Source organism: Citrobacter sp. EC_71 (assembly GCF_019584005.1).
GTDB classification, from domain to species: Bacteria; Pseudomonadota; Gammaproteobacteria; order Enterobacterales; family Enterobacteriaceae; genus Citrobacter; species Citrobacter werkmanii.
The window spans coordinates 236,453-249,091 of record NZ_VDAY01000004.1 but is presented as its reverse complement, the minus strand read 5'-3'; the positions used below and the strand labels follow the sequence as shown (position 1 = coordinate 249,091).

Here is a 12,639-nt window from a genome sequence, read left to right as displayed (position 1 = left end):
AAATCAACCGCCAGAGACTCCTGGCGGTTTTACCCTTCTTTCTTGTGCTTCATTTTATACATGGCGTTATCCGCATTCTGAATTGCCACATCCAGCTCGCCGTTCACTTGCGCAATTGCCGTAGCGTCACTTGCCTGCGAGCGAAACAACAGGATCATAAACTCATCCCCGCCGGTACGAATCACAATATCGTGACTGGTTCGAGTGTTAGACAGCATTCTGTTAGCGATAATTTGCAGCGCCCGATCGCCTGCCGCATGACCCCAGGTATCATTTACAGTCTTGAACTTATTGCAATCCAGTAGCACCACCGAGCAGTGCGATAAATCACGACGTTTGATGATATCGAGAATTCGGCGGTTAAAGCAGCCGGTCAGCGTGTCTATATAAACCTTGAGGTCGCTTTCATTCAGCCAGGATTTTAGTGAGAAACTGATCATGATGAAAAAGAACGGTGCCAGCAGAATCACGATCCCAGCCTGTGTGTCACGTGCCATAAAGCGGCCTAATGACAGCGAATAGTGCAATGCATATTTATCTGATAGCTTACGCACCATCAGGCGCGTTTTATCCACGCATTTACCGGATAAACAGAGGCTTTCATTGTTGGTTAAATTCACCAGCGCCACATTCAGACTCTGTGGCATTTGATAGTCAAATGCATTAGCCAGCGCCTCCTGCAACTCAGGCTTTGAATGGTCATATACCAGATAGGCCACGATTTGATCTGATATTTCTTTGCCAGACAGATCGTAGATATAGCTCACCACGCTGTAAGCTTTTTCGCCGGTAATTTTATCGGTATAGAAGTTCGTGGAGCTAAGGGCTTTGTTTTTGACGTTTTTTTGCAACAGTCGGGTATAGAAATCGACGGGCGGATAGAAAAAGTTGGTGATATCCCGCGCCATGTCAGAACTGGAGAAGCTGAAATGGCGCGAGTCAGACGCCATGAACCAGTAAAAATAATCCGAGTTTTTAGCAATGATGTAACGATGCGCATCAAAACTGCCCGGGTTTAACTCATTCACCATGCCACGAATAAACTCCGCCGCCGCATACATACACAAAGCGCCACGGCTGGTTTGCTGGGTAATGATTGTCCCAGTTGCCGAATGCACCCGCTTTGGGTCGGCGTTAATTCCCCATTCATCTTTATTCCTGGGGGTGAATTGCGATATATCGCCACATTGATCGTCGTTTTTGATGTGATGATAACGTTCGCCAATCGCATCGGCGATCAGTTCATTGTCATTGAAAATATCCAGCATCCGAGCTTGCAGGCGGTTAATGCCTTCACTGGTGGTGGCTATACGCTGTTCGTAGATGATAAACAGAAACAACGAGGTAAATACCAGAGTAATCAGCCCCGATACCAGCAGTGCCTGCCTGTTTCTGAGCTTATCCTGCACAATCTTCACGAGCCCACCCTGATAGTTAACAGTATTGCCAAACCGGTTATCCGATTATGTTGCTGCATAACGATGCTGTATGTTGATAGAGAATGTTAACCTTCCTGAGACTAATGATGATTTGAAATAGCGTCGCTCTTGGGCGTGAATTAAAGTTACAACCTTATACAATAAAAGCACATTTTTGTTAACATAAATGCAAACTAATCCTCCCCTTCAATGGGATACCCTGCCCGACGAATAGCCTCTCTACAGTCGTTCACACCGGCGGCATACCCTGCTTCGATCTCACAAACTGGACTGGCGCTGCAATAGGGCAGTTTAACCGGAGTGGCAATACGTTTCTCTATAATCTCAATTTTATTCATGCAATTCAGCAACTCACGCGCCACAGTCAGGGCAAACTCAGCCGTATCATCGCCGGTGAATGATTCCAGAAGTGTGATTTTTTGCTGGAGCTGATGGCGGGTTAACATCGTCAATACTCTTAAAGCCAGTTTGCTTAAAGAATAGCATTACATCGAAAAGGAGAAGTATGCACTGACGATTCTGGCGGCAAATCTTGACCACAGCCACAGTTATGGCTGTGACCGAGCGCGGTTTCCTCGTGCTTTTAAGGTCCATATCCGCAGGTAGCGAATGACTCTGGCCCAACCCACATTTGCTCTCAGATGTGGTCGTTGTTTTTAATGTGTAAGAGATGAGCATAGAAACGCTGAATGCCTCAACACCATAAAGTTTTAGTGATGATTTACATGGAAATCATATTACGAGTGAATATTATATTGGCTCATCAAGACTAAAATCATTATAGTGTCAGAGTCATGGCGTTATTTTTTACAAGGCCATCATAATTTCAGTTAGGTGATGTTATCAGATCGTAAATTATTTGTTTTGTAAATATAGGGCGTTCCAGCCACTATTTTTACTTAACTCAAATTCACTCGTTACACTATTCAAAAATCCAAAGGAACCAAATCACAGGATAACGACGACATAGCATTGAATAACGCGACATAAAGGCGATCACACCTGAGACAGGTCTGTGAGGTTGCCACATGTAACTTATTTACCCTCAATAATTGCATGAATAAACAATAAAAGCGCATAAGAAAGAATTTCTTATGCTTAAAACATATTCTCTTTGCCAGGATATTTGGGTCCGTAAATTAAAAATTATGTCTATCCAACTTAACCTTCAAATGGTCAGAAGTGGTTTACGTCCACTAAAAATAACCCCGATAATTATTTCCGTGCTAATCATTGCATGTGTTAATATTTTGAATGCAAAATATAACGCTGTAATCAATCGGACATTTGTATTTTTCATGATCATGCTTTCATTACGATGCATACAGCATGTTTTTTTCAGAAATATTCTGGCCGCTTTAATTTTGATACCTGTTGCAGCTGATATCACTCTTCAATTACATGTCTGGAATAATTACAGCTCAGAATTTAGTTATGGATTTGCGTTAAGTATTTTGAATACCACGCCCAGTGAAGCGGTAGCGATGCTGAGATTGTATTGGCGCGACTGTGTGACGTTCTTTACACTAGTAATGTTTTTTATTTACTCTATAAACACTGGCGCGAGGCCTGTACCCTATCGATTTCGTCACTACCCAATAGTTATTTTGGGATTAATAATTTTCTTTTTGTTTTCACAAGCATATCTCCACCAGATAAGAAAAAGTAATGTTGAAAGTCTGGTACAACGAGTCATCAGCTCCACTCCAGTAAGTACCGGAAAAGAGTTTATGCAGGCTATACAAGATAACGCCATAATTTCTGATATCGGGACAAACATTCCTAATTATAAGATAACAGTAGCTGATACAGGAATTGAAAATTATATACTGATCGTCGGGGAATCTGCGCGTGCGTTAAACATGGGGATTTATGGATACGCAAGGGATACCACACCTGAACTCATTAAACAAAAGAAGCAACTTTTACTGTTTCATAACGCGATTGCGCCTGCACCGGTAACAATCATGGCAGTCCCCCTGGCACTTACAGTTGACTCAGTGCAAGCCCGTAACCCTCGTAACTACAGCGATAATATTATTAATATTACAAACCAGGCTGGCTATGACACATACTGGTACAGTCGCCAGGGAAATGGCGGTGCGCATAACAATATAATTACCGGGATTGCCATGAATGCACATCAGCATGAATGGGTAGAGGATGGCTATGATGAGGCGTTGCTACCGTTATTGCATAAGGCATTACAGAAACCAGGTAAGAAACTTATTGTCCTGCATTTATATGGCAGTCATGAACCTTCCTGTGAACGTTTTCCAGAAAGTGATACAGTCTTATTTGGTCAGAATAAAGCTGACGATTGTTATGATAATTCAATTCGCTATACTGATAAACTGATGGGTAATATATTCAATGAACTGGAAAACACTCGCTCATCAGTCATGTATTTTTCCGACCATGCGCTGATCCGCGATCCTGCACGCTCTGTAGTTTATTCTCATGGTGGTGTCAGACCGCCTAAAGAGGCATTGCAAATCCCCATATATATTTGGTACAGCCATTTAGTCGATGAAAAAATAAAGTTCACTGGAGATTATAATACTCCGTGGTCTTCCGATGATCTTAATACTCTTGCCGAATTATGGCTTGGCATTCATCGTCAGGGTAGTGCGAAAAAGTCTATGAAATCCTGGTTAATAAACTACCAAAAAGAGATTTTCGTCATGGATACCACAGGTAAAAAATACAATTGGAATGATGTTCGTTAATGCTGAAGCGTTAGCAAAACTGGTCATCAAATGACCAGTTTTGCAGAAGAACTTAAAAACGATAACCCGCAGAGAACATAAACACCCACGGATCGAGGCGTACACTATCTCGCTGCTGGACGCCACCCATTTTATAGCTTGCGGTGGTGTCGATATCCATGTACCAGACCGACATGTTAATCAGCCAGTCGCGGTTAATCAGATAGTCCATACCGACTTGCCCTGCCGCACCCCAGGAATCTTTCAGGCTCAGATCCGATAATCCGGTTTTTTTGCCGTTATCGTTAAAGCTTTCGTCGAAGAAGGTCGTGTAGTTCACACCAACACCAACGTAAGGACGCAGTTTGCTGCTGGAGTCACCGAAGTACCACTGTGCCATTAGCGTCGGCGGTAAGTGGTGGACAGTGGCAATATCGCCCGTCGCGGCAGTCCCAATTTTATGACGGAACGGCGTGGCTGCCAGTAATTCAACACCGATATTGTCGGTTGCCATGTAGGTGAATGTCAGCCCCAATTGGGTGTTATTGCTGACATCAAAGCCGCCCAGGCTTCCCAGCGTCCCCCCCGCACCTTCCGTCGGCCTGACGGTGGCAGAACCCGCACGAATAAAGAATTCTCCAGCCTCATGCGCAAATGCGTTACCAGAGAGAAGAGTTGTTAAAGCCAATGCTGCAACTGTTAATTTTTTCATGTCCGCTCCATCGTTATGGTTATAAAAGCGGAACAAATATACCCACATTGGAGTAATAAGTGATCTTACCTGGATCACATTGACTTTGATAATTTAACATTTATTGATCCAGATTAAGTTAGAACTTGCATACAAAATCCTGGTTAAGTTAATTCAGATCAATTTTGATATATTTTCGCCATGCAAGTGTTCGACACCCGCTGATGATAAGCGTTGCTTATTTGCCCATGATGCGCAGAGAACAACCAGGGTTCTTGCATAACGCTGAAGTCATAGCCAAAAATTACCGGAGCTTTACAAAGATATGCCTTTCCATACATCGTGCGATGCTGCCACTGTAGAGTTATCCAGGGTACAATTGCCCGCAAATGAACACCTGCAAAACTCAAGGAGAGTGCATGTCTATCACGGCGAAATCCGTTTACCGTGACACGGGAAACTTTTTCCGTAATCAATTCATTACCATCTTGCTGGTATCGTTGTTGTGCGCGTTTATCACAGTGGTGTTAGGGCATGCCTTTTCTCCCACCGACGCACAAATTGAGCAGCTCAGTGAAGGGGATCAGTTAACCAGTAGCGTGGGTCTGTTCGATCTGGTACAAAATATGACCCCGGAGCAGCAGCAAATTCTGCTACGCGCTTCCGCGGCGTCGACATTTTCAGGCCTGATTGGTAATGCCATCCTCGCGGGAGGTGTCATCCTGATGATTCAGTTGATTTCAGCAGGTCATCGGGTCAGCGCGTTACGCGCCATCGGCGCCAGTGCACCAGTGCTGCCCAAGCTGTTTATTCTGATTTTTCTGACTACTCTGCTGGTGCAAATCGGTATTATGCTGGTGGTCGTACCCGGTATTCTGCTGGCCATCCTGTTAGCACTCGCACCGGTGATGTTGGTACAGGATAAAATGGGTGTCTTTGCCGCTATGCGCAACAGTATGCGTCTGGCATGGTCTAATATGCGACTGGTAGCGCCGGCAGTGATCGGTTGGTTGCTGGCAAAAACGCTGCTGTTGCTTTTTGCGCCAAGTTTTGCGGTACTTACGCCGAATGTAGGCGCGGTATTGGCGAATACGCTGAGCAATATGATCTCCGCCGTGTTGCTGATCTATTTGTTCCGCCTGTACATGCTGATTCGCCAATAAACCCTGAACGCATACCGGGCGCATGCCTGGTGCTTTTGATGACGGAATCGATGAATGAAGCAGTTTCTTGATTTTTTACCGCTGGTTGTCTTTTTTGCTTTTTATAAGCTTTACGACATCTACGCGGCGACCTCGGCACTGATTGTCGCGACGGCTGTGGTTTTGATTTACAGCTGGGTTCGCTATCGCAAGGTCGAGAAGATGGCGTTAATCACCTTTGTTCTGGTTGCCGTATTCGGTGGCCTGACTATCTTCTTCCACAACGATGAATTCATTAAGTGGAAAGTCACGGTGATTTACGGACTGTTTGCCGGTGCACTGCTGGTTAGCCAGTGGGTGATGAAAAAGCCGCTGATTCAGCGCATGTTAGGCAAAGAGCTAACTCTGCCGCAGCCGGTGTGGTCGAAGCTTAATGTCGCCTGGGCCATCTTTTTCATTCTGTGTGGTCTGGCGAATATCTATATCGCTTTTTGGCTGCCGCAGAATATTTGGGTCAACTTTAAAGTATTCGGCCTGACAGCCCTGACCTTATTCTTCACGCTGCTGAGCGGTGTCTATATTTACCGCCATCTGCCGCAGGAAGATAAATCGTAATACATGTTCGCCAGATCAACCGATCTGGCGAATTTTTATCCCCACACGTTCCTCATTGCCGTTAACCCGGCTTACTTGCGCTCCACACGCCGCATCCCTCTGTTCTCAGCGCGTAAATTCTAGTAGCATCGCGCCTGTAATCTTTCTCTATAGTCGGTTCAACAATGACAACAACGAATAATACTCCCCAAGGTGAGTTGGTTTTACGCACTCTGGCTATGCCTGCCGATACCAACGCGAACGGTGATATTTTTGGCGGCTGGCTGATGTCACAAATGGATATAGGTGGCGCTATTCAGGCCAAAGAGATCGCACATGGTCGTGTGGTAACGGTGCGCGTTGAAGGAATGAGCTTTTTACGCCCGGTTGCCGTAGGTGATGTGGTTTGTTGCTATGCGCGCTGCGTGAAGCGCGGGACGACTTCGATCAGCATTAATATTGAAGTCTGGGTGAAGAAAGTTGCTTCAGAACCTATCGGCCAGCGCTATAAAGCCACCGAAGCCCTATTTATCTATGTTGCCGTTGATAAAGACGGTAAGCCTCGCCCAATCCCTACCCTGGGCTGATAAGTCACGATAGCATCGCCATCCGGCAATCACACAATTCATTGCTTATTGCCGGATGGCGGCGAACCGCCAAATCCGGCTTGCGCCTTATTCGATCTGCGTTGCGCCGTTCAGACGGAACACGATATTCACTACCAGTCCGGAACCTGGTTTACCGGCCTCATAGCGCCATCTGCGCATCGCATTTTTTACTTCACGCTCAAACATATTCGCCGGCTGCGCGGACAGAACTTCCACATTTTCGACGCGCCCGTCTGGCGTCACGTCAAATTTGACCTTAACGCGCCCTTCTATGCGCAGAGCCTGTGCTCGCGCCGGATACTGTGGCTGATTTCGGCTTAAAGCCCGTGGGCCAGATGGCGCACTCACCGCGGGTTTACTGGTTGCCGGCGCGGTACTGGTCGTTGGACGCGCTGGCGCCGTGTTTTCAAACGGGGACGCCGGACGCGGCTCTGCTGGTTTAGCATCACGTTTGGGCTGCTCTACCACTTTTTTCACCGGTTTTGGCTTCGGTTTAGGCTTGGGCTTCGGTTTTTCAATCACTACCGGCGCCTCTTTTGGCGGCTCCGGGATCGGCTCTGGTTCCGGTTCAGGCTCGACGACGGGTTCCGGCGGCGGCTGAACGGCCTGAGGTGGTTCGAGATCGGCAGGCGCGACCATCGTAACGGAGATCGGCTGCGCTGGCGCAGGCAGTTCAATAACCTGATGTACCGAGGTATACAATAGACCCGCCACTACAGCACCATGGATGCCGACGGAGAGTAACGTTGGCCAGGGAAAGCGACGAGGTAAATCAAGGGTCATTGTATTGTAGCTATTCGGCATTGTAGCATTAGCCATAACGTTTATAAGTTCATCTTTAAATGATAATCAATTGCATGGGAGTTTATCACCTTGAGACACGCAATAACATACTTGAGATTCTCATCAGCCATACAAGGTGTTGAAGGTGCTGATTCAACCAGACGACAAAACGACCTGTTCAAGCAGTGGCTGAAGAAGAATAGCGATGCTCAAGTAGTAGCATCTTTCAGTGATGAAGGTCTATCCGGTTACAAAGGTAAGCATCTTACTGGTCAGTTTGGTGACATGTTAGCCCGTATTGAGTCTGGGGAGTTTCCAGAAGGTACGATTTTGCTTGTTGAGAGTATCGACCGTATAGGCCGCTTAGAGCATCTTGAAACAGAAGCCTTGATGAATCGCATCTTAGGCAACGGGTTAGAGATTCACACGCTACAAGATGGTCTTATCTACACAAAGGATGCTTTAGCCGATGACCTTGGTATAAGCATTATCCAGCGTGTCAAAGCCTACATAGCGCATCAGGAGAGTAAACAGAAGTCTTTCCGTGTTAGTCAGAAGTGGGCACAACGTGCAAAGCTTGCCCTTGCTGGTGAACAACGTCTTACAAGAAATGTTCCTGGATGGATTGACCCCGACACTTTCAAGTGCAATGAACACGCTGAGACTGTAAGACTGATTTTCAAGCTGCTGTTAGATGGTGAAAGCCTTCATAACATTGCACGTCACCTACAAAGCAACGGCATACCGTCATTTAGCCGCCATAGAGCTAATGGGTTCAGTGTTCACAGTGTTCGTACTGTTTTACGCTCTGAGTCAGTGATAGGCACACTACCAGCATCACAACGTAATGACCGCCCCGCTATACCGAATTACTACGAAGCCGCTGTAAGTATATCAACGTTCAATAAAGCTCAAGAGATTCTCGATAAAAACCGTAAAGGCCGTACACCTGCAAGTGACAACCCGCTAACGATTAACATCTTCAAAGGTCTGTTTAGGTGTCAGTGTGGGGCTAGTGTTCACCCTACCGGAACCAAACGTACTTATCAGGGGGTCTATCGGTGCAATAACCATCCTGACGGTCGCTGTCATGTTCCACCGCTGAAGCGTAAACCGTTTGATAAGTGGATGCTTGATAATTTTCTAGGGATGATTGACGTGGGGAATGATGGAGAATCAGAGCGGAAGATTGCAGCGTTACAGCATGAGGTTGAAATTGTCACATCTCGAATCAAGAAAGCTACCGCCCTACTTCTTGAAATGGATGACATTACAGAGTTGAAAGCACAGGCGAGGGAACTGAACCAGAGGCGCACAGAGCTACAGACCGCGATTGATAGCATGAAGCGTAAAACTTCACTCAGTGACAAGGGATTACCCCAACTCAAAGATGTTGACCTGACAACTAAAGCGGGTCGTGTTGAGTGTCAGTTGATTCTGTCCAAGCATCTAAAAGGGCTTACATTGGGTAAGGATTCGGTAACTGTAACGCTACAGAATGACACTGAAATAACCGTTCCTACAGACCCGCTACCGCTAAATGATGGTTCACCAATCTTTGAAATTGCTGAGAAAGATTTATTAGAGATAGACGGTTTTCAGTTGTGACTTACAAGGGGCTTCATAGCCCCTTTTTCATTTCTAGTAAGTACCGCGCTTGTTAGGATTCACAGAGTATTTCTTCAACGCTCTACCCGTCCCGCTATTCAGCGCCCTTGAAGCTTGCTCGTTAGCAGAATCTGAGAAGGTGCTTGTACCACCTTTGACGGTAACGTTCTTAGAACACGTTACACGGGCTTGTAGCTGTTCGTTAGTAAGTTCACTTGATGAATAACTGTAAAGCTCTTTGCAAGCTAACATAGCGCTTCCAAGGCTCGTTGTTGTGTTACCAGTGTTCTTTTTAGATGTTGTACCACCATCATTTGTAGTGGCTGTTTTACCAGTAGCTGCTGAAACGTCTGTCTGACCAACTACAGCTTTAAATTCAACACCTTGGAAGGTCATTTGAATACGAAGACCGTTGGTAATAGTGTGTTCTTTACTCGCCTTAAATTGTGTAATTACTGAGTCATCAATCTTGATACCATCCTTACAAACAATAGTGATGATTTGTTTCTGGTCTCTCCACTGTTCAACGGTTGAAATAAACTCTTCAACTAATTGCCCTCGTCGAGTTAATAGAATTGAACCTGTCGAATCAACCACTACAACACCGCTAATAGTGATGGTCTTAGGTGCTCTCTGAACGTTATCTGTGATAGTTTGCCCTGATTGCATAGCTTGAGTCGTCACCATCATAGGGCTGTCATAGTCCATCTGTTCAGTGGCTGTAAGAGCAAGAAAAGATTCTACATCACCTCTAAGGTGAAAATAGATACCATCTTTGCCAGAGTATTTAAATTGTGCCATTTGAGTATTCCTTCTTAGTGATGCGCTACGTGAATACACCTGAGTAGTTATAGGCATCAGATTTTATTTTTCACGTAGCACATCGTTAAATAAAGATTAATAGATTGCCGTGTGTGGCGATAAAGATTAGTAGCTCTAACATTATTCACTCTCTGGATATGATGAGTTAAGTAAGGTATCTTCCTGCATACGGTTTACGTGTGATGTTGTTCTTTCATCAATCACCTTTCCATCAAGTACCGTCTGAGTAGTGATATTGATTGTTTGAGGCTGAATATTCACTATAGGCTTAATGATTGTTTTTAAATCCTGAGTAAATGTATCCACTCGACCTTTTAGATTATCTAAAGCCTCTGGTGAAATAACCTGTTCAGGTGCTTTTGATTTACCCTGAAACATAGCCCACAATACAGCGGCTAAAGAGTTCATATCACCCGTTAAGGCTTGGTCTGTAGGTTCAACTTTAGCCCTTACTTTATCCATCGGGTTATCAGACTTATTCATCTGTCTTTCATAGAGTGGTTTAACAATGGAGTTAATAACATCTGTGGTCATACCGACAATCATCACTCGTGTAATTGCATCAGCTACAGATAGCTTCCCTTTACCACCTTCAACACCAACACCAGTACCAGTACCAGTACCAGAGCGTGAATTAATTCTTCCCGCTACTGTATTTGCTACATTTCCAAGGTTTGTAATAGCTCTGGTTAAATTCCAGATACCACCTACAGCACCAATCCCAGACCTTACAGCGACAATTCCAGCAAGCCCCTTTAAGGAGTTTAACAGACCATTAGCAAGACCATCAGCTAAAGTTTTTTGTGTATCGTTTAATTCTCGGTAGAGTAATGTCACCCTGTCAAAGTATCCCTGTACCTTGTAGCTAATCGTTGTTAGGTCATCTACACCGTTTGACATGCTTTTCATCAGGTCACCAAAAGTTTGACCAAGAGTTTTAGATGAACCACCTAATGAACCAAGTAAATTAGTTAGTGACCTTGTAAAGTCTGTTAAACCTTCCTGTGAACCGTCGAACATAAGAGCTAGATTGTTATTCCATGAATTAGAAAGACGTCCCAACTGTGTCTGAGTGGAGTTAATAATCTTTTCCCATCCACCTGCCTTAGCAATCATATTACCCATTTCAGCGGATACTTTAGGAAGAACATCTTTAGAAAGAACTTTACCGTTCTTCATAGCTGCATCTAGTTGCTCGGTAGTCATTCCAAGGCTTCTGGCGAATAACTGAAAAGCACCCGCCATTCTGTCACCTAGCTGACCTCGTAATTCTTCAGCCTGAATCTTTCCTTTAGAAGCCATCTGCTCGAAAGCTTTTAGAATCCCGTTAATCTCATCAGTGCTTAAACCCATTAGTCGGGATGTACCAATCACATTACTAAATAAGGATTCTTTCTGGTCTGTGTTCATATCACCAGCACCAGCGGAAAACTTAGCAAAGCTACTTAATGTTTCAATCTGGTCTACACCTGTATTATTAGCAAGATTCTTAACGAAGTCTGTAGCTCGCTTAGCACCTTCATCGCCTAAAACAAATTGTGCTGCTCGTTGTGACGCTTCTTTCTTTAAGCCAACTGTCATAATCTTTTGATAAGCAGCCAAAGCACTTTGAAAAGTATAAATAGCTGTACCTGCTTTAATTGCACTTGAAGCTAATACATCTAAACCATTCGAAGCATGTTCACTGTGATTATTTTTGCTGGTGGCCTTGTTAAACTTAGAAAGCGTTTCACGAAGAGACTGATTTAGTTTTGCAAGTTCAGTATTAAACTTTTCACTTCCAAGGTTACTAGCTTTACCACTCAATGCATAATATTGTGAACGGATATATTTCTGCATAACGGGGTCAAAGCCTTTAAGCTTACTCATATTCGCACTATGCGCCGCTGTGATTGCTCGACTTCCGCTAATTCTTGGTTGCCTTGCTGCTTTAACCGTTTCTTCAACCTGAGTTTTAAAACGAAATGCCTTGGAAGATTTAGCTCTTGCCTCTAAGCGGTTAAAAGTCTGGTTAATCTTCTTTTCCATATTCCCTAAAGAAGCTGTTAAATCCTTACCCATGCTCTTTGGATTAACTTTAAACGCTTTATTTAAATTGCGTTCAATTTTTTGTGCTGACTGCATAGCGAGTTTTTCAACTCTTTGCAATCCTTTAATAACGTTTTCGTTAAAGCCTAGCTCAACGATAAACGAATCAACTGTAAACTTGCTCATTCATATTTTCACCTCAAATCTTATATACAA

The 12,639-nt window shown here is 44.5% G+C and carries 11 protein-coding genes and 1 pseudogene; 6 read left to right on the top strand and 6 right to left on the bottom strand.

Annotated elements, in window-relative coordinates:
• Positions 1–29: 29 nt before the first annotated feature.
• A complete protein-coding gene (locus FHD02_RS06285; protein ID WP_220393709.1) occupies positions 30–1,418 on the bottom strand; it encodes a GGDEF domain-containing protein in 1,389 nt (462 codons plus the stop codon).
• 194 nt (positions 1,419–1,612) lie between these two features.
• Entirely contained in the window at positions 1,613–1,885 is a 273-nt protein-coding gene (locus FHD02_RS06280) for a hypothetical protein (protein WP_042308060.1), read from the bottom strand.
• Between the two features lie 648 nt (positions 1,886–2,533).
• On the opposite strand from FHD02_RS06280, the gene FHD02_RS06275 reads away from it, so the two are divergent.
• Positions 2,534–4,168, top strand: coding sequence for a phosphoethanolamine transferase (locus tag FHD02_RS06275; protein ID WP_309241688.1), 1,635 nt, complete (start codon positions 2,534–2,536; stop codon positions 4,166–4,168).
• Positions 4,169–4,220: 52 nt separating this feature from the next.
• Here the strand turns inward: FHD02_RS06275 and ompW are convergent, their stop codons facing one another.
• Positions 4,221–4,859 (bottom strand): outer membrane protein OmpW, encoded by a 639-nt coding sequence (ompW, locus tag FHD02_RS06270; protein WP_220393708.1) that lies wholly within the window; start codon positions 4,857–4,859, stop codon positions 4,221–4,223.
• A 283-nt stretch (positions 4,860–5,142) separates the two neighbouring features.
• Between ompW and FHD02_RS24350 the strand changes: the two are divergent.
• From FHD02_RS24350 to yciA, 4 genes and pseudogenes are all read left to right on the top strand, one after another.
• Positions 5,143–5,229 (top strand): annotated as a pseudogene (locus tag FHD02_RS24350) (YkgJ family cysteine cluster protein); the annotation flags it as partial.
• 28 nt (positions 5,230–5,257) lie between these two features.
• Positions 5,258–6,001: a YciC family protein gene (locus FHD02_RS06265; RefSeq protein WP_220393707.1), complete on the top strand. Its 744-nt coding sequence runs from the start codon at positions 5,258–5,260 to the stop codon at positions 5,999–6,001.
• A gap of 54 nt (positions 6,002–6,055) precedes the next feature.
• Positions 6,056–6,595, top strand: coding sequence for a septation protein A (locus tag FHD02_RS06260; protein WP_200006285.1), 540 nt, complete (start codon positions 6,056–6,058; stop codon positions 6,593–6,595).
• 164 nt (positions 6,596–6,759) lie between these two features.
• A complete protein-coding gene (yciA, locus tag FHD02_RS06255; protein ID WP_038640996.1) occupies positions 6,760–7,161 on the top strand; it encodes an acyl-CoA thioester hydrolase YciA in 402 nt (133 codons plus the stop codon).
• Between the two features lie 87 nt (positions 7,162–7,248).
• Here yciA and tonB read toward each other — a convergent pair whose 3' ends face one another.
• Entirely contained in the window at positions 7,249–7,965 is a 717-nt protein-coding gene (tonB, locus tag FHD02_RS06250) for a TonB system transport protein TonB (protein ID WP_204562032.1), read from the bottom strand.
• A gap of 90 nt (positions 7,966–8,055) precedes the next feature.
• Here tonB and FHD02_RS06245 point away from each other — a divergent pair, with 90 nt between their 5' ends.
• Entirely contained in the window at positions 8,056–9,573 is a 1,518-nt protein-coding gene (locus FHD02_RS06245; RefSeq protein ID WP_220393706.1) for a recombinase family protein, read from the top strand.
• 33 nt (positions 9,574–9,606) lie between these two features.
• On the opposite strand, the gene FHD02_RS06240 is transcribed toward FHD02_RS06245, so the two are convergent.
• Complete coding sequence (locus FHD02_RS06240; protein ID WP_220393705.1) at positions 9,607–10,374, bottom strand: phage baseplate protein; 768 nt, start codon at positions 10,372–10,374, stop codon at positions 9,607–9,609.
• Positions 10,375–10,515: 141 nt separating this feature from the next.
• Positions 10,516–12,609, bottom strand: a complete 2,094-nt coding sequence (locus FHD02_RS06235) for a tape measure protein (RefSeq protein ID WP_220393704.1) — start codon at positions 12,607–12,609, stop codon at positions 10,516–10,518.
• Positions 12,610–12,639: the final 30 nt, after the last annotated feature.

What these genes read in the sequence shown, in the direction of transcription:
- tonB (WP_204562032.1), bottom strand. Translation starts at nt 7,965, where the DNA reads ATGACCCTTGATTTACCTCGTCGCTTTCCCTGGCCAACGTTACTCTCC.
- ompW (WP_220393708.1), bottom strand. Translation starts at nt 4,859, where the DNA reads ATGAAAAAATTAACAGTTGCAGCATTGGCTTTAACAACTCTTCTCTCT.
- FHD02_RS06265 (WP_220393707.1), top strand. Translation starts at nt 5,258, where the DNA reads ATGTCTATCACGGCGAAATCCGTTTACCGTGACACGGGAAACTTTTTC.
- FHD02_RS06280 (WP_042308060.1), bottom strand. Translation starts at nt 1,885, where the DNA reads ATGTTAACCCGCCATCAGCTCCAGCAAAAAATCACACTTCTGGAATCA.
- yciA (WP_038640996.1), top strand. Translation starts at nt 6,760, where the DNA reads ATGACAACAACGAATAATACTCCCCAAGGTGAGTTGGTTTTACGCACT.
- FHD02_RS06235 (WP_220393704.1), bottom strand. Translation starts at nt 12,609, where the DNA reads ATGAGCAAGTTTACAGTTGATTCGTTTATCGTTGAGCTAGGCTTTAAC.
- FHD02_RS06240 (WP_220393705.1), bottom strand. Translation starts at nt 10,374, where the DNA reads ATGGCACAATTTAAATACTCTGGCAAAGATGGTATCTATTTTCACCTT.
- FHD02_RS06275 (WP_309241688.1), top strand. Translation starts at nt 2,534, where the DNA reads ATGCTTAAAACATATTCTCTTTGCCAGGATATTTGGGTCCGTAAATTA.
- FHD02_RS06260 (WP_200006285.1), top strand. Translation starts at nt 6,056, where the DNA reads ATGAAGCAGTTTCTTGATTTTTTACCGCTGGTTGTCTTTTTTGCTTTT.